Consider the following 16,413-nt stretch of genomic DNA (forward strand, 5'->3'; position numbering starts at 1 on the left):
ACCCGACCGCGGCCGGCCGCTCCCTGACGCTCCCTTGACGCATGCGACGGTTTTCCTGACGGATCATTGACGGTGGAGACACCGTCAGCTCTCGGACTTCCTGCTGCCCGAGCACCTCCTTGATGAGCCCGTACAGCACCTTCGGAACTCCCGAGCCGGGTCGGTGGCGGCGTCGCCGACGACGGCGTTCTCGTAGCCCACACCGGCCCAGGTCTTGGGACGGTGTGGGCCCTCGGCGGCGACCGCGGTCAGCAGCTGCCGCCCGGCCCTGTCGTCCTTGGTGCTGGCGGCGGTGACCCGGGCTGCCGGCCCACGGCCGAGAGTGTCGGTGCTGATGTCCCGCTTCCTGATTGCGGTCCTCTTACCAACGTCGATATCCCGAGTGGCTCGACGATGCAGGCCGTCGGCTCGGACGGCGGCCTCGGAGGCGTGGGCCGGGCGCCGCTGGCCGCAAAGGGACAGACACGTGTTGCCATGCGCAGGCAGTTGGGGCGTGACACCGGCGGTTGGACGGGTGTACCGGCAGATTCCTGCTCGTCCAAGCCCTGGGACTCGGGGACCGTTACCCGCGAGATCGAGTGAAAGCCACCCGGGCTTGTCTGGAGGCGTTGTGTCATCGCAGTTCATGGATGCCAAGCAGACTGCGGAGTATTTGAACATGTCGGTGCCGTGGGTGTATCGGGAAGCCTCCCGGGTGGGGCTCGTCCCGTACAGGTTCGGGCGGGGCCGGAATGCGAAGCTCCGGTTCAAGGTCGCTGAGTGCAGGCCTGGGTCAAGCAGCAGCGCTCCTCGGAATGAAGCAGCGGGATGCCCCGCCCGACAGTGGGCTGTGGGCAGAACATCCGTCGTCAGGCGGTAAGACCGAGATTGATGACCTGCGCAGCGCGGCCTATGGAGCCGGGCATGAGGTGCCGGTAGGTCCTGAAGGTGATGTCGACGGTGCTCGTACGCTTGATTCGCTGCCACTGGTTGTTGATGGAGTAGTGCTGGTACGGCCGCCTGATGTCCTGGGGGTGGCGCAGGAGGTAGCCGTCCATGGCGCCGTACGTGCGTACGCGGCCCCGTCCCGACCTCGCCACCCGCGAGCAGCGGATCGCCGTCGCCGAACACCTCGCCGCCCGCCGCGGACGTGCCCCGTGGCCGGTCCGCAGGACGACCGGGCACCCGCTCACCGGCCGCCGCCGTGGGGCGACCGCCTTACGGATCGCTGACGGTGCCGCGCCGCGACGGCCCTGCGGCCGAGCCGGCCGGTAGCGTCGCCGGTCATGAGGATTCTGGTAACCGGCGGCGCCGGGTTCATCGGTTCGGCCGTCGTGCGTGCTCTGTTCGCTGCGGGCCACGAGGTCCGCGTACTGGACGCACTGCTGCCCGCCGTCCACCCGTCGGCGGCCGCACCCGACCTGCCTGCCGGCGTCGAGTTCCTGCACGGCGACGTACGGGACACGCCGGTGGTGGAGCAGGCCCTGGCCGGAGTGGATGCGGTCTGCCACCAAGCGGCGATGGTCGGCCTCGGTCTCGACCTCGACGACGCGCCCGAGTACGTCGGCTGCAACGACCTCGGAACAGCGGTGCTCCTGTCCGCGATGGCACGGGCAGAGGTGCGGAACCTGGTACTGGCCGGATCGATGGTGGTCTACGGCGAGGGCCGGTACGTGTGCCCGGAGCACGGCAGTGTGGCGCCCGGTCCCCGGCGGCGGGACGATCTCGACGCCGGGCGGTTCGAACCGCCGTGTCCGGTGTGCAGGACCCTGCTCCGGCCGGGCCTGGTGGCGGAGGACGCACCCGGTGACCCCCGCAACGTGTACGCCGCGAGCAAGCTCGCCCAGGAGCACCTGGCCGCCGCCTGGGCCCGGGCGTGCGGCGGGTCCGTCCTGACGCTGCGCTACCACAACGTGTACGGCGCGGGCATGCCGCGCGACACGCCGTACGCAGGGGTCGCCTCCCTGTTCCGGTCCGCGCTGGCCCGCGGCGAGGCTCCCCGGGTGTTCGAGGACGGTGGACAGCGCCGGGACTTCGTCCACGTCGACGACGTTGCGGCGGCGAACCTCGCCGCACTGGAGGACATCGACGGCCGGCTGCCGGGAAGCAGCCGGGCGTACAACGTCGGCAGTGGGGAGGTGAACACGGTCGGTGGGATGGCCCGGGCGCTGGCGGAGGCCTGCGGCGGACCTGCGCCGGTGGTGACGGGTCAGTACCGGCTCGGGGACGTTCGGCACATCACCGCCGATTCCTCCCGGCTGCGGGACGAACTGGGCTGGCGGGCCCGGGTGCCGTTCCTCGCGGGAATGGCCGAGTTCGCCGCCGCCCCGCTGCGGGCCTGACTACCCGCGTGCCGCCGGCAGCGCGATCTCGAAGCAGCAGCCTCCGGTGACGTTGTGCACCCGGGCGCGGCCGGCGTGGGCCTCGACGATGCCGCGGACGATGGCCAGGCCGAGGCCGGCCCCGCTGTCCCCGCCCTCGCCGGGATCGCGCCGCGGCGTGCGGGCCGTGCTGCCGCGCCAGCCGGTTTCGAACACGCGGGAGAGATCCTGTTCCGGGATGCCCCCGCAGCCGTCGGTGACCGAGAGGACGACCTCGTCCAGCTCCCGGCGGGCCGAGACCGCGACGACGCCGTCCTCGGGCGTCGAGCGGATCGCGTTGACGAGGAGGTTGCCGAGCACCCGGGTGATCTCCCGGCTGTCCACCTCGACCGGCTCGGCGACGACCTGACGACCCTCCAGGCGGACTCCGTGCCGGCGGGCCAGGGGGTGGGCGCCGGCGAGTGCATCGTCGACCAGGTCGTAGACGGACACCCGCGACACCGTGAGGGACAGCGCGCCCGCCTGGATGCGGGAGAGTTCGAAGAGGTCGTCGACCATCCCGGCGAGCCGCTCGACCTCGGTGCGGATCCGCCCCAGGTAGTGCCCCGGCTCGTCGACCACTCCGTCCTCCAGAGCTTCGGCCATGGCCCGCAGACCGGCGAGCGGGGTGCGCAGGTCGTGCGAGATCCAGGCGATCAGCTCGCGCCGCGAGGCGTCCAGCGTCTGTGCCCGGGCCCGCGACTGGGCCAGCCGGGCGCTGGTGGCGGCGAGTTCCGCACTGAGCTGGGCGAGTTCGAGCCCGAGGGGGTGGTCGGGTGCGGTGAACCCGGTGTCGCTGCCGACGGTGCGGGCGGCCGCGGTCAGGGCGCGGCTGCCGGCCACCACCTGGCGCCCGAGCAGTGCCGCTGTGAGCAGCGAGACGACGGACGCCATGCCGAGCACGGTGATCACCACGCCGAGGTCGTGCCCGGAGAGGAACATCGCCTGGGCGACGGCGAACGTCCCGGAGGAGACGGCGAGGACGGTGACGACGGCGACGCAGAAGAGCGACAGTGCCATCGAGCGGCGCCGCAGCAGCCGGACGGCCGCCCAGCCGAGCAGGCCCGCACCGGCGGCACCGAGACCGGCGAACAGGGCGATGAGCAGCAGGTCCTTCACGCCGGGCCGTCCTTGTCGTCGATCGCGGGGTCGTAGCGGTAGCCGACGCCCCAGACCGTGGCGATCAGCTTCGGTGCGGCGGGGTCGTCCTCGATCTTCTCGCGCAGCCGGCGGACGTGGACGGTGACGGTGGACAGGTCGCCGAAGTCCCAGCCCCAGACCCGATGCATCAGCTCCTGCCGTGAAAGGACCGTGCGCGGGTGCTGCAGGAGGAAGACGAGCAGGTCGAACTCCCTCAGTGTGAGCATGAGTTCGCGTCCGTTGCGGTGTGCGAGGCGGGCCTGCGGGTCCAGCGTGATGTCCCCGGACACCAGCAGCGCCGGGGAGGGCGCCGCGGGAGCGGTGGCACGGGAGCGGCGTAGGACGGACTGGATGCGCAGGACGAGTTCCCGCGGGCTGAAGGGCTTGGTGACGTAGTCGTCGGCGCCCAGTTCCAGACCGAGGATGCGGTCGGCCTCGTCGCCCTTGGCGGTGAGCATGACCACCGGGAGGTCGGCGCCGTCCTCGGATGCGCGCAGCCTGCGCAGGATCTCCAGGCCGTCGGTCCCGGGGAGCATGAGGTCGAGGACCAGGAGGTCGGGGCAGTGGGCGCGCGCCAGGGCGAGGCCCTGGTCGCCGTCGCAGGCCCGGTCGACGTGGTGGCCGGCCCGGGTGAGGTAGCCGGCGACGACCTCGCCCACGGTGAGGTCGTCGTCGATCACCAGGATGCGGGCGGGGTCCGGCGGTCCGGCGGAGGCGGGGCTGTCGTTCACCTCGCCGAGGATACGAGCTGTGGCGGTGCCGCGGTGCCGCGCCGGGGTCGATGTTCGTGTTCCGTAAGATCGCCGATCCGATGCGGCGCGGGACGGCGGCCGGCCGGCTGGCGTAGGACTTTCGTAAGGGCGCGGTTCGGCCGCAACCGGCCTGCCCGCGCTTAGCGTGGCCGACGTGACATCTCCGACTCCCCCGTTCCCGTGTGCCGATGTGATCCTGCCGTGCCTCGACGAGGCCGAGGCCCTGCCCTGGGTACTGGGGCGTGTGCCTGCGGGCTGGCGGGCGATCGTCGTCGACAACGGTTCCCGTGACGGCTCCGCCGAGCTGGCGCGCTCGCTGGGCGCGACGGTCGTCGAGGAGCCGCGGCGCGGCTTCGGCGCCGCGTGCCATGCCGGACTGCTCGCCGCCACCGCCGAGCTGGTCTGCTTCATGGACTGCGACGGCTCGCTCGATCCCGCTCAGCTGCCGCGGGTCGCGGCGCCGGTGCTGGCCGGTTCGGCGGACCTGGTGCTCGGTCGGCGCCGTCCCTCGACGGCCGGGGCGTGGCCGCTGCACGCCCGCCTGGCCAATGCCGTGCTGGCCCGCCGGCTGCGGTTGCGGACGGGCGCGCCGGTGCACGACCTCGGGCCGATGCGGGCCGCCCGCCGCGACCGGCTGCTGGCCCTGGGCCTGGGCGACCGCCGGTCCGGCTATCCCTTGGAGATGGTGCTCGCCGCGACGGCGGCCGGGATGCGGATCGCCGAGACGCCCGTCGACTACCTGCCGCGGACGGGGCGCTCCAAGGTCACCGGTACCGTGCGCGGCACCCGGCAGGCCGTCCGCGACATGCGTGCCGTCCTGGCCGCACCGGCCCCGACCTTGCTGGTGATCGCCAAGTCGCCGGTCCCCGGACGCGTGAAGACCCGCCTCACCCCGCCCTGCACTCCGGAGCAGGGGGCGGCACTGGCCGAGGCCGCCCTCGCCGACACCCTCGCCGTCCTCTCCGTGATGCCGGCCGGACGGCGGCTGCTCGTGCTGGACGGCGCCGTGGGCGCCTGGCTGCCCCCCGGGTGGCAGGTCGTACCGCAGTCGGACGGCGGGCTGGACGCCCGGCTCTCGGCGGCCTTCGCACACGCCGCCCGGATCGCTCCGGATGCGCCCGCGCTGCTGGTGGGCATGGACACCCCGCAGGTGGACGCCGCCGTCCTCGCCGAGGCCCTGTCACCGGCAGGGCGCACGGGCGTCGATGCCTGGTACGGCCCGGCCCGCGACGGGGGATTCTGGGCGCTCGGGCTGGCCAGGCCCGGCGAGGAGCTGGCCCGGCGCCTCCTCCTGGACGTGCCGATGTCCACGCCGGACACCGGGAAGGTCCTGCTCGAACGTTTGAGGGCGGCGGATCTGACGGTCCGGCAGCTGCCGGTGCTCACCGACGTGGACACGATCCGGGATGCGCACCACGTCGCCGCCGACGTGCCGAGCAGCAGGTTCGCCGCGTGCCTGGCCGCGGTCGAGGCTGCCCGGGAGGTGGCGGGGTGACCGTCGAGGCCGAGGCCTGGGTGGACGACCCGTTCGCCGAGGCCGTCCGCACCGGCCGGGGCCCGCTGTGGCTCCGCGGCGAGGACGGCCGCCGGATCCCCCTCGACGTGGAGCGCTGGTGCGCGCCTGCAGCCGGAGCGGACCACGGGCTGCTGCGGCGCTGCATCGGGCTGTCCGCCCCGGTGGTGGATCTCGGTTGCGGCCCCGGCCGCCTGGTCGCGGCCCTGCTGGGCCTCGGGGTGCCTGCGCTCGGTGTCGACATCACCCGGGCCGCCGTGGCCCGGACCCGCGGCCTCGGTGGGCCGGCCCTGTGCCGCTCGGTGTTCGACCGGCTGCCCGCGGAGGGACGCTGGGGTGGCGCACTGCTCGCCGACGGCAATCTCGGCATCGGCGGCGACCCGGGGCTGCTGCTCGCCAGGAGCGCCGAACTCCTCGCACCGGCCGGCGTATTGCTGGTCGAGGTGGAGCCGGGGGAGATCGACGAGAGGATCACCGTCCGGGTCGAGGGACACGACGGGCGGTTGGGGCCGCCGTTCGTCTGGGCCCGCTGCGGCGCGGCGGCCACCGCCCGTCGTGCCGGACGGGCCGGGCTCGTCGAGACGGAACGCTGGTCCTCCCACCGCCGCCGGTTCCTCGCCTTCCGCAGGGGGATCCGTCCGCGCTGAGGAGGCCGCGGCACGCGGGAGCCCGTCCGGCGCGCCCGACGGGCTCCTGCCCTGCCACTGCGGGGGTCCCGCCCTGCCACTGCCGGTGTTCCCGCTCGCCCCGGCGCCGGTCGACCGGCCCGGTCCGCGTTCCGCTCCGGGTTCCGGGCTCCCTGCACGGCCGTCCTGATGCGGCCGTCTCGGATCGGGGAGACGGCCGCGAGCCGGTCGTGGACGAAGGTCGCGCCGGTCCGCGGGCCCGGCGGTGCCACGCGGGTCAGCCGCATCAAGGGGCCGGTGCCGACGATGACCGGTATCACCCCGGGCGACCGCGCGCGGACGGCTCCTGCCCGGCGTTGGGCCTCCCCGCCGGCCGGCGCCGCGTGCGTGCCCGTACGGTCCGTGGCCACTGGCGGGCCGCGCGACGGAAGCGGCTCGGCCTCGACACGTGCGCGCACCGTGCGGCGGGCGAGCGGTCGGTCCCGCCGCCGATTCGACGGGCCGAGGGGCGGGAGCGGCCGGGCCCGGGGCCCGCCCCTCGGACTTCCGTCACTTCTCGCCGCCCACCGCCACCACTGCGGGTCCCGCGAGGTGCTGTCGCAGCAGCGGGACCAGGAGGACGATGCACAGGGCCGTCCCGTAGGCCAGCTGCTGGGCGGTCTGGCCTCCCGTCAGGTAGAGCACCTGCCCGGCGGCCGGGACGGCCAGCCACTCCCAGCGGCCGTCGAGTGCGACCAGCGCGACCACGAGCAGCCCGTACCACGGGTAGGAGGGCGCGACCAGGAGCAGCGCCGTGCCCGTCACCAGGAGTGCGCCGGCCCACGGTCGGTGCGGGTCACCCCGGCGCAGGACCCGGACCACCACGGCCGCGAGGACCGTCGCCGCGGCCCACGGCGCGAGGCGGTCGGGCAGCACGAGGCGCAGCAGTCCGAACCGGTCGATGTGCCCCTGCTCGTAGCCCTCCTCCTGGAGGTAGCCCGGCAGGTAGCCGAGGACGGAGGCGCCCGAGGCCGCCGCGTACGGGAGGTAGCTCAGTGCGAAGAGGCCGAGCGCGGATCCGACGAGCAGGACGTCGCTGCGGGTCGGACGCCGGGCCAGGAGACCGGACAGCGCACCCGGGAGGGCGAGGGCCGGCAGCAGTTTGGCCGCGACCGCGCCGCCCAGGAGGAGTCCCCCGCGGACCGGCCGCCCTCGCGTCGCGCAGCCGAGGCCTGCGATCGTGAGCAGTGCGCCCAGCGTGTCCACGTGCGCATCGTTGACGGCCCACACGGTCACGCCGGGGAACCATCCCCACAGCGCGGCCCGCCGCGCCTCCCTGCCCGGCCTCAGCAGGAGCCCGGTGGTGGCCAGTGCCAGTACGGCCCCGCCGGCCTGCACCCCGCGGACCCCGCCGCCGAACGGGTGGAGCGCGAGGAACCACGCCTGCGCCACGGGCGGGTAGACGGTGTGCACGGCCGGCCGGTTGATGCGGGTGCAGTCCCCGGCCGTGGTGCGTCGCTCGTCCCAGCCCGTGCAGTCGTGGTCCGCCGGGAAGAGCCCGGGATCGCGCAGGCGCGCCAGCGCCGGATCGTCCGGGGTGCGGGCGTAGGGCGAGATCCCGGCCGCCTGGACCCGGCCGTCCCACACGTAGCGGTAGGCGTCGTCGCTGGTGCGCGGTGGGGCCAGGAGTCCGACGGCGGCCACGGCGATGCTGCCGGCCAGGACGAGCGGTCCCGCCTGCCGGCCGGGCACCCTGCGCAGCAGCAGCAGCGCGAGTGCGAAGAGGACGACGTCGAGGAGGTACCACCCGGGCAGTGGGAGGGTGCCGCTGCGGGCGACGGTCAGCGCCAGGGCGGTGACCAGGGCGGCGAGGGCGAGGAGGCAGGGCAGGACGGTGCGGGAGGTCACGCCGCCCACCCTCCCACCGGCAGCGGCGGGCGGGCCGCTCCGCGCGGGCGCCGTTCGGATTCCGTAAGCACGTCGGAGCACCGGGATGACGTGCCGGGGCGCTTCGATGGACGCGTGGAAATCGAACCCGCCGACTCCGGCGCTCCGACCGTCCGCCGCCGCTTCGACCCGCCGCTGCCTGCTCCACCCGCGTTCCTTCGTCGCGGGCCGTTGCGTGAGGGGACCTTCACCTCTGCGCTGCACGAACCGCGCACGGTGGTCGCCGTCGGACGCTGGCTGGGCGTGGCCCTGCTGGTCTGCTTCCTGACCGGTCTGACCAGCCATCTGCTCCAGGGCCCGCCCGGCTGGCTCGCACCGCACCTGCCCGCGCGGCCGGTGAACGGCTACCGGATCACCCAGGGGCTGCACGTGATCAGCGGTCTGGCCGCGATTCCGCTGGTCGGCGCGAAACTGTGGGTGGTCTACCCCCGGCTGTTCGAGTGGCCGCCGGCGCGCAGCGTGCTGCACGCTCTGGAGCGGCTCGGCATCGCCGTCCTCGTGGCGGCCGTTCTGCTGGAGCTGTTCACGGGCCTGCTGAACACCCTGCAGTGGTACCCGTGGCCGTTCCCGTTCCGGCAGACCCACTTCTGGCTGGGCTGGCTGGCCACCGGCGGGCTTCTGGTCCATCTCGCCGTCAAGGCGCCGCTGGTCGCCTCCGTCTGGTGGCGCCGGGCCGCTCCGGCCCTGGCGCAGCGCCGTGCGTTCCTCGCGGCGACCGCCGCAGCGGTCGGCACCGTCACCCTCGTGACCGCCGGTCAAAGTGTGCCCTGGCTGCGTGCCCTGGACCTGCTGGCCCCACGGCGCCCCGACATCGGCCCCCAGGGGCTGCCGGTGAACCGCACCGCCGCCCAGGCCGGGACGGTCACCGTGCCGGTCGGCTGGCGGCTGCGGGTCGACGGACCGCGGCCGTACGAGCTCACCCTCGCCGATCTCGCCGAACTGCCGCAGTACGAGTTGGAGTTGCCGATCTCCTGCGTGGAGGGCTGGAGCGCGGCAGCCCGGTGGACGGGGGTGCGGATGGCCGACCTGGTGCGGCGGGCCGGTGCCCTGCCCGGTTCGGCGGTGCGGGTCACCTCTCTGGAGGTCGAAGGACCGTACCGGGTGATGGAGATGCCCGCACCGTACGTCGACGATCCGCTCAGCCTGCTCGCCCTGCGGGTCAACGGCGAAGTCCTGGACGCGGACCACGGGTTCCCTGCACGCGTCATCGCGCCGAACCGTCCCGGCGTCCTGCAGACCAAGTGGGTCGAGCGCATCGAGGTGATCGCATGACCACCGCGGTCCGGGCCCTGGTCCTGACAGCCGGCCTCGCCCTGATCGGCTACGGCCTGCACGGGCTGCTCGGCGACCCGTACATCACCGACCCGGTGGACGTCCTGGTGTGGGGGGTCGGCGGGCTGGTGATCCACGACGGGCTGTGGGTGCCGCTGGTGTGTCTGCTCGGCGTGTTCCTGGTCCGCCGGCCGTTGCTGCGGGGGTGGCTGGTCGTCGCGGCGGCCGTCACCGCCGTCGGCCTGCCCGCCGTACTGCGTGCGGGCGACGACGGCGGCAACCCGTCGGTGCTGCCGCTGCCCTATCTGCGCAACTGGCTGCTGGTGCTGGCCGCCACCGCCGGCGTTGCGCTGCTGGTCGCGTTCGTCGGGCGGTGGCGGCGCGGCCGGGCCGTCAGGCGCCGGGCACCCCGGGAAGACCGGTCGTGAGTCCGTCGAGGGCGTGCCCGCACGGGCACTCGCGCACCGGCGGAAGCCCCTCCACCGCCTTGAACAGCACGGTGCGCAGCCGGTCGACGTTGCGGGCGAACTCCTTCAGCACCTCGCCGTGGGTGACGCCCTGCCCGCTCTCCACACCGGCGTCCAGATCGGTGACCAGGGCGATGGAGGTGTAGCAGAGGCCGAGTTCACGGGCGAGGACGGCCTCGGGGTGGCCGGTCATGCCGACCACCGACCAGCCGTTGGCGGTGAACCAGCGGGACTCCGCGCGGGTGGAGAAGCGCGGGCCCTCGATCACCACCAGCGTGCCGCCGTCGACCGGCTCCCAGGCGGTGGCCCGGGCGGCCTCCATCGCCCGGCGCCGTCCCGCGGGGCAGTACGGGTCGGCCATCGACACGTGCACCACGTGCGGCAGCGTGCCGTCCGGCAGCGGCAGCCCGTCGTAGAAGGTCTGCGGGCGGCCCGAGGTCCGGTCCACGAACTGGTCGGGCACCAGCAGGGTGCCCGGCCCGTACTCCGGGCGCAGCCCTCCCACCGCGCACGGCGCGAGCACCTGCCGGACGCCCAGGGAGTGCAGCGCCCACAGGTTGGCGCGGTAGTTGATCCGGTGCGGGGGAAGCCGGTGGCCGCGCCCGTGCCGGGGCAGGAACGCGACCCGGCGCCCGGCCGCCTCCCCCACGAACAGCGCGTCGCTGGGGTCACCGTACGGGGTGTCCACCCGCACCTCGGTCACGTCGTCCAGCAGCTCGTAGAGCCCTGAGCCGCCGATCACGCCCACGTCGGCGCGTGGCAGGACGTCCTGGTCGACCGTCATCCCGGCCCACCTCTCTTCTCGGGAACAACCTCCCGGCCACTGTAGGAACGGACCGTGCCGGAACCGGGGACACGAGGGCTTACGAATCTCGAACGTCCGCCACGCCGCGAGCTCGGCACCCGGCAGGCCGACGCGCGGTCCACCGGCCTGCCGGTGCACCCGGTCCGGCGGAAGAAGTCGCCGGGCTCCGAGCGGATCGATGCCGACCTCGTGCGGCCAGGCCGTGACCGACCCCGCCGGCCCATTGATTTCCGTGGTTCAAGTCCTCGCTCGGCGGCCCAGGCGGCCTCGGGTGACGTCGAGTGGATCTGGGACGTCTCGGCCGGCACGGGCCCGTCGGTGAGGGCCGCCGTCGTTCGCGGGCCGTATCTCCTTGATGCTCTGCCGTGCCGGAGCGAGAGGTCTGTTGCTCGCCTGTGGGCGGAGATCCTCTGCCTGGCCGAATGAAGATCGTTGAAGTCCTTGTTCCGTACCGACCGGGGCGCTTCCCCGGTGAAGAGTCGCAGGCCGGGAATGCCGCACGGCCATGAGCGCCATACGCTCGACGCATGTCCGACGTCACGTCTGCCGGCGGCGCAGCCGGTGACCTTCCCGCACCGGCCGAGGGCCTGGTGCTCACGCACTTCCTCACGGTCAGCGACGTCCCTCGCTCGCGGGCGTTCTACGTCGACGTACTGGGTGGAAGGGTCGTGCTGGCCGAGAACCCCTGCATCGTCAAGGCCGCCAACAGCTGGATCATCATGAACCCGGGCGGCGGCCCCACCGACGACAAACCGGATGTCGTCCTGCGCACGCCGGAGGACCCCCACACGGTCTCCAGCTTCCTCAACGTGCGGGTGGCGGACATCGACGACTTCTACGCCAGGGCGAGGGCCAAGGGGGCCGAGTTCCTCACCCCGCCCATCGACCGCCGAGCCGAGCTCCGCTGCTACATGCGCGATCCGGACGGCTACCTCATCGAGGTGGGCCAGGCCACCGGGCTGCTCAAAGGCATCCTGGCGCACGTCGACACCGACACCTGACGAACCCGGCTCGGCGGGGATCCGCGCGGACCGCGCCCGCCCGTAAAGAGGCCGGCTCGGGGTCGCGGCGCCCTTGAGCCGGCGCCGCACGGTGCGCCGGCGGATTCCTCGACCAAGGCGCCTCGGAAGGTTCAACCTGCCCGAGGACTCCTGCCGCGAGATCAGTCCTTCGGCGCGCCGCCGTCTGCCGCGAGGCGGGTGAGCCACTCGCGCAGCAGGCGCTGCTCGGCGTCGCTCAGGACGTCCGCGTCGTCGGGGAGGGCGGCGCGCAGCGCGCGGGCCGCCGGGGCGGGACCGGTCTCCGCGGCGGGGACCGTCGGTTCGGCGCGGGTGACGGCGGCGATCATGGACTCGCGCAGGATGGTCAGCAGTGCCGGATTGCGGCGTTCCGCGGGGGTGGAGTGCCAGGTGATGACCGCACCTCGGCCGGTGGCCTGGATGATCTGGGCGGCCAGTTCCTCGTCGACCCGCAGCCACCCCCCGGCCGCCAGCCGGCGCACCCGCCCGTGGAGGATCTCCAGGCCCGCGCGGTGTGCTGCGTCCGACTCCCGGCCGGTGGCCCGGTTCATCACCGCGAACAGCTCCGGACGCGAGACCCCGAACTCCACCACCAGGTCCCAACCGCGGCGCAGCTCCTCCACCGGGTCCTCCGGGGCGGGGTCGAGCTGCGCGCGCTTGCTCTCCAGGAACTGTGCGTAGCCGTGCTCGGCGACGGCCTCCAGCAGCCCCTCCTTGTCGCCGAAGAGGCGGTAGATCGCCGGCGGCTGCATCCCGGCCGCGGCGGCGACCGCGCGGGTGCTCACCGCGTCCGGTCCGCCGCTCTCCAGCAGGTCGACGGCCGCCACGACGATGCGGTGGCGAGGACTGTCGGTGGTGTCGCGGATGGGCATGAATCGATGATATCGGAGGCTTGCTTCCAGCGTTAGTTCCGGTGTTAACATAAAAGTGATTCCACCGAAAACAACAGGGGAGAACTTCCGTGATCATCGTGACCGGAGCCACCGGAAAGCTCGGCCGCCGCACCGTCGAGCGCCTCCTGGACCGCTTCCCCGCCGACCACCTCGGCGTCAGCGTCCGCGACCCCCGCAAGGCCCAGGACCTCGCCGACCGCGGCGTCCGCGTCCGGCAGGGCGACTTCGACGACCCCGCCTCCCTCGTGCACTCCTTCGAGGGCGCCGAACAACTGCTCCTCGTCTCCCTCGACCGCACGGGCGAGGAGTGCGTCACCGGCCACCGCGCCGCCATCGACGCGGCCGTGAAGGCCGGCGTCGGCCGCATCCTCTACACCAGCCAGATGGGCGCCGCCCACGACTCCCGCTTCCAGGCATGCCGCGACCACGCCCGGACCGAGGACCTGCTGCGCGCCACCGGCCTGCCCTGGACCGCCCTGCGCAACGGCTTCTACACGGCCAGCGCCTTGCAGTTCCTGGAGCCCGCCCGCCACACCGGCGACATCGCCCTCCCCGCCGACGGCCCCGTCGCCTGGACCGGCCACGACGACCTCGCCGAGGCGACCGCGGCGATCCTCGCCGACGAGGGCCGCTTCGAGGGACCCACCCCGCCGCTCACCGGCGCGGTGACGCTCGACTTCGACGCCGTCGCCGAGATCGCGACCCGGGCCACCGGACGGCCCTTCACCCGCACCGTCGTCCCCGACGAAGCCTTCCGCGAGCAGGCTCTGGCACACGGCGCCCCGGCCCCGATCGCCGACCTGGTGCTGAGCATCTTCGCGGCAGCGCGGAACGGCGAGTTCACCGCCACCGACCCGACGCTGGCCGACCTGATCGGCCGGGAGCCCGCCACCTTCCGCACCCTGCTGGAGCACGCCTGGGCCGAATAGATCCGGCGGGGCGCGGACCCGCTGCCCTGTGCGTCGCCCCGGCGCCCGCCACCCCGCGCCCCCACTCGCTCGCCGGGGTGCGGATCGACGGCACCGGCGGCGGCGCGATCACCTCAGTCGCGCGGTGCACGGCGCGGGGGCAGCCGCCCGGGGCGGCTGCCGCCGGTGGTGTTCCCGTGGCCGTCGCCGACATCGCGTGGAGCACGCCGGGCCCGTGTCAGTGGACCGGTTCGAGGTGGCCGGCACCCGGGCGGCCGGCATGCACATGGGCGGCGAGGAAGCGGGCGGCGCGGTCGAGTGCGGCGTCCGCCTCGTCGAGGCGGCCGTAGTGGTGCTGGTAGACGTGCGGAAGACCGGGGCCGACTTCGAGCGTGACCTCGACGCCGTCCGCGCCCGCGCGGCCGGCCAGGCGGACCGCGTCGTCGAGCAGCACCTCGTTCGCCCCCACCTGTACGAGGAGCGGGGGAAGTCCGGTGAGGTCGGCGAACACCGGGCTGGCCAAGGGATTGGCCCGGTCGCCCGCGCCGACGTAGAGATCGGCGTAGGCGCGCACGTCGGCCTCGGTGAAGATGGGGTCGGCGCTCTCCTTGGAACGGATGCTTCCTCCGGAGAGGGTGAGGTCGGCCCAGGGCGAGAAGACGACCACGGCGGCCGGCTGCGGCAGTCCGGCCTCCCGGGCGGCGAGCAGCGTGGCGATGCCCAGTCCGCCGCCGGCGGAGTCACCGGCCACGACGACGTCCCGCGGGTCGGCGCCCGACGCCAGCAGTTCGCGGTAGGCCTCGAGCCCGTCGTCGACGGCCGCGGGGAAGGGATGCTCGGGCGCCAGCCGGTAGTCCACCGACGTCGCGCGCAGCCCGGCGCGGCGGGCCAGTTCACCGGCCAGCCCTGCATGGGTGTCCGGCGAGCCGATGACGTAGCCGCCGCCGTGCAGGTAGAGCAGTCGGCCGGGGCCGGAGACCTCGGCCGGCTCCAGCTCCAGGGCCGGCCGCCCGCCCAGGACGGTCCTGCGGGTGACCACGCCCTCCGGCGCGGGGCGGGTGAGGGCCGCAGCGAAACCGCTGCGCTCCTCCTCGGGAGTGGGCCGCACATCGCTGCGAGGGACGGAGCGGAGCAGGGCGTCCAGGGCGTCGCGCTGCTGTCGGGACATGTGGGGCCTCCATGGGTCGGGATGCGAAGATGGATTCCCGGGAATCCATCTGCCCGACTCTAACCGGATTCCTCGGAAGATGATTCCCAAGAATCTACTGGAAGGCCGATGTGAGCCACATCACGCCCATCTTCACCGATCTGGTCCGCGTCGAGACCCGGCTCTACAACGCGGCGAGCGCCCGACTGCGCGCCGAACAAGGGCTGGGACTGGGGCAGTTCGAGCTCCTGGAGATCATCGACCGCGTACCGGAGTGCCGCGTGCTCGACATCGTCGGCGAACTGGCGATCACCGTGGGGGCCGTCAGCAAGGCGGTCGACCGGCTGGTGGCAGCAGGCTGGTGCCTGCGGGTCGCTCACCCCCAGGACCGCCGCTCGTCCGTCCTCCGCCTCACACCCGCGGGTGAGGAGCAGCTGTCCGCCGCCCGCCCCGTTGTCGAGGGCGAGCTCGCCTCACTGACCGCGACGGTTCACCCGGACGAGCTGGCCCGCATCGCCTCGACCCTGGCCGACCTCCGCGCAACCCTGGAGGCGAGCCCCGACCGGGCCGGCCGGAACGAGGGCACCTGACCCGCACATGGCGTTCGCCGGGAGCGAGGAGAGCACCGAGGTCGTCCATGCGGGTCCGGGTGCTTGGTTGAACCCACCGGAGGGCCGGCCGCGCGATGCCCGCCCCGGAGCACCTCACGCAACTCGCCGAGCACGGCATGGAGTGGGCGTGGCGAGGGGTACGGGGGGTCACCACTCCGCAGACGTTGGACCAGAACCCGTCCTCACCTGCGCAGCACCGGGGCGACGACCTCGGTCACGTCGCTGCCTCGGCTGCCTGCCGGAGGGCGGCCGAGGCGCCGCGGACGAGGGGATCGCCGTGCCCGCTGCCGGGGGCCAAGGACGACCTGACCGCCTTCGCCGCTTCCCGGAACGACATTGGAAGAAGATCCAGTCCACCAACCCACTGGAACGGATCAACCGCGAGATCGAACGCCGCACCGACGTCGTCCAGGTCTTCCCCAACGACGACGCGCTCCTGCGGCTGGTCACCGCCGTGCTGTTCGAGATGCACGACGAATGGACCGCCTTTCCCCGCCGCTGTCTGCCCGAGGGAAGCATGGACCAGATCTACCCCGGCGAGCGCACCCGCGACGAACTCCCGCCGGTTTCATGACCGTTGGCACACGACCACTACACCACGTCGAGGGACACGACCTCGCCACCCACACTTCCCACCCCGCGGGCAGCGGGCCCCCAGGCCGGGTCCGGCTGCCAACCCTGCGGCGGCATCCATCCCGCGCCAGTTCGGCGGCGGGTTGAAGCGGTAGACGGGCATGAGCCGACCTCACCCTTGAAGCCGCCTGTACGAGGGTGCCGGCGCCGCGTCGCGAGGTAGCGGCGCGTTCTGGCATCGTCCACGCACAGCCGGGCACGATTAGTTGATCAGTGATTCCCAATGGTGTTTGTCAACCGGCCTGGTGACGCGGGGTGGTTGTGTCATGCCTCTGCGAGGTCGCGTCGGGGTGGCTCGGTGGTGAAGGTGCGCTGGTCGCGTATGAGGGCCCAGAGGACGTTGAGGCGGCGGCGGGCGAGGG

General features: G+C 73.5%; 15 protein-coding genes and 2 pseudogenes. 10 read left to right on the plus strand and 7 right to left on the minus strand.

Annotated features, from left to right (window positions below):
- Window positions 1-848: 848 nt before the first annotated feature.
- A complete protein-coding gene (locus IE98_RS0136390) occupies window positions 849-1,079 on the minus strand; it encodes a hypothetical protein (RefSeq protein ID WP_199923025.1) in 231 nt (76 codons plus the stop codon).
- Between the two features lie 186 nt (window positions 1,080-1,265).
- On the opposite strand from IE98_RS0136390, the gene IE98_RS0136395 reads away from it, so the two are divergent.
- Window positions 1,266-2,321, plus strand: coding sequence for an NAD-dependent epimerase/dehydratase family protein (locus tag IE98_RS0136395; protein WP_030276271.1), 1,056 nt, complete (start codon window positions 1,266-1,268; stop codon window positions 2,319-2,321).
- Here IE98_RS0136395 and IE98_RS0136400 read toward each other — a convergent pair whose 3' ends face one another.
- The gene (locus IE98_RS0136400) at window positions 2,322-3,458 is read right to left on the minus strand and encodes a sensor histidine kinase (protein ID WP_030276272.1); all 1,137 of its coding nucleotides are present in this window, start codon (window positions 3,456-3,458) and stop codon (window positions 2,322-2,324) included.
- Window positions 3,455-4,210 carry a response regulator transcription factor gene (locus tag IE98_RS0136405; protein WP_234443811.1) on the minus strand — a complete coding sequence of 252 codons (756 nt, stop codon included), beginning with the start codon at window positions 4,208-4,210 and terminating at the stop codon, window positions 3,455-3,457. The genes IE98_RS0136400 and IE98_RS0136405 overlap by 4 nt, the downstream gene beginning before the upstream one ends.
- 175 nt (window positions 4,211-4,385) lie before the next feature.
- On the opposite strand from IE98_RS0136405, the pseudogene IE98_RS50275 reads away from it, so the two are divergent.
- The 3 genes and pseudogenes from IE98_RS50275 to IE98_RS0136415 all read left to right on the plus strand — a co-directional run.
- Window positions 4,386-5,096 (plus strand): annotated as a pseudogene (locus IE98_RS50275) (glycosyltransferase family 2 protein); the annotation flags it as partial.
- 102 nt (window positions 5,097-5,198) lie between these two features.
- Complete coding sequence (locus IE98_RS50280) at window positions 5,199-5,726, plus strand: TIGR04282 family arsenosugar biosynthesis glycosyltransferase (RefSeq protein ID WP_234443812.1); 528 nt, start codon at window positions 5,199-5,201, stop codon at window positions 5,724-5,726.
- Window positions 5,723-6,391 carry a class I SAM-dependent methyltransferase gene (locus IE98_RS0136415; protein ID WP_043175969.1) on the plus strand — a complete coding sequence of 223 codons (669 nt, stop codon included), beginning with the start codon at window positions 5,723-5,725 and terminating at the stop codon, window positions 6,389-6,391. Before IE98_RS50280 ends, IE98_RS0136415 begins: the two co-directional genes overlap by 4 nt.
- A 528-nt stretch (window positions 6,392-6,919) precedes the next feature.
- On the opposite strand, the gene IE98_RS0136420 is transcribed toward IE98_RS0136415, so the two are convergent.
- Window positions 6,920-8,257, minus strand: coding sequence for a glycosyltransferase 87 family protein (locus tag IE98_RS0136420; RefSeq protein ID WP_106976811.1), 1,338 nt, complete (start codon window positions 8,255-8,257; stop codon window positions 6,920-6,922).
- Between the two features lie 174 nt (window positions 8,258-8,431).
- On the opposite strand from IE98_RS0136420, the gene IE98_RS0136425 reads away from it, so the two are divergent.
- Window positions 8,432-9,568 (plus strand): molybdopterin-dependent oxidoreductase, encoded by a 1,137-nt coding sequence (locus IE98_RS0136425; RefSeq protein ID WP_078661590.1) that lies wholly within the window; start codon window positions 8,432-8,434, stop codon window positions 9,566-9,568.
- Window positions 9,565-9,996, plus strand: coding sequence for a hypothetical protein (locus tag IE98_RS0136430; protein WP_043175971.1), 432 nt, complete (start codon window positions 9,565-9,567; stop codon window positions 9,994-9,996). Before IE98_RS0136425 ends, IE98_RS0136430 begins: the two co-directional genes overlap by 4 nt.
- Here IE98_RS0136430 and IE98_RS0136435 read toward each other — a convergent pair.
- Window positions 9,962-10,819 (minus strand): S-methyl-5'-thioadenosine phosphorylase, encoded by an 858-nt coding sequence (locus IE98_RS0136435; protein WP_030276279.1) that lies wholly within the window; start codon window positions 10,817-10,819, stop codon window positions 9,962-9,964. The two genes, IE98_RS0136430 and IE98_RS0136435, sit on opposite strands and share 35 nt — an antisense overlap.
- A 548-nt stretch (window positions 10,820-11,367) precedes the next feature.
- On the opposite strand from IE98_RS0136435, the gene IE98_RS0136440 reads away from it, so the two are divergent.
- Window positions 11,368-11,841 (plus strand): VOC family protein, encoded by a 474-nt coding sequence (locus IE98_RS0136440; protein ID WP_030276280.1) that lies wholly within the window; start codon window positions 11,368-11,370, stop codon window positions 11,839-11,841.
- A 161-nt stretch (window positions 11,842-12,002) separates the two neighbouring features.
- Here the strand turns inward: IE98_RS0136440 and IE98_RS0136445 are convergent, their stop codons facing one another.
- Window positions 12,003-12,731, minus strand: a complete 729-nt coding sequence (locus IE98_RS0136445) for a TetR/AcrR family transcriptional regulator (RefSeq protein ID WP_030276281.1) — start codon at window positions 12,729-12,731, stop codon at window positions 12,003-12,005.
- 89 nt (window positions 12,732-12,820) lie between these two features.
- Here IE98_RS0136445 and IE98_RS0136450 point away from each other — a divergent pair, with 89 nt between their 5' ends.
- Window positions 12,821-13,681 carry an SDR family oxidoreductase gene (locus tag IE98_RS0136450; RefSeq protein ID WP_030276282.1) on the plus strand — a complete coding sequence of 287 codons (861 nt, stop codon included), beginning with the start codon at window positions 12,821-12,823 and terminating at the stop codon, window positions 13,679-13,681.
- Window positions 13,682-13,898: 217 nt separating this feature from the next.
- Here the strand turns inward: IE98_RS0136450 and IE98_RS0136455 are convergent, their stop codons facing one another.
- The gene (locus tag IE98_RS0136455) at window positions 13,899-14,828 is read right to left on the minus strand and encodes an alpha/beta hydrolase (RefSeq protein ID WP_030276284.1); all 930 of its coding nucleotides are present in this window, start codon (window positions 14,826-14,828) and stop codon (window positions 13,899-13,901) included.
- 110 nt (window positions 14,829-14,938) lie between these two features.
- On the opposite strand from IE98_RS0136455, the gene IE98_RS0136460 reads away from it, so the two are divergent.
- Together IE98_RS0136460 and IE98_RS0136465 are read left to right on the plus strand one after the other, a co-directional pair.
- Window positions 14,939-15,397, plus strand: coding sequence for a MarR family winged helix-turn-helix transcriptional regulator (locus IE98_RS0136460; protein WP_030276285.1), 459 nt, complete (start codon window positions 14,939-14,941; stop codon window positions 15,395-15,397).
- A 314-nt stretch (window positions 15,398-15,711) separates the two neighbouring features.
- Window positions 15,712-15,992: pseudogene (locus IE98_RS0136465) on the plus strand (transposase); the annotation flags it as partial.
- Between the last annotated feature and the right edge of the window lie 421 nt (window positions 15,993-16,413).

Origin of the sequence: Streptomyces sp. NRRL B-24484, from assembly GCF_000717715.1 — a bacterium.
Taxonomy (GTDB): domain Bacteria; phylum Actinomycetota; class Actinomycetes; order Streptomycetales; family Streptomycetaceae; genus Kitasatospora.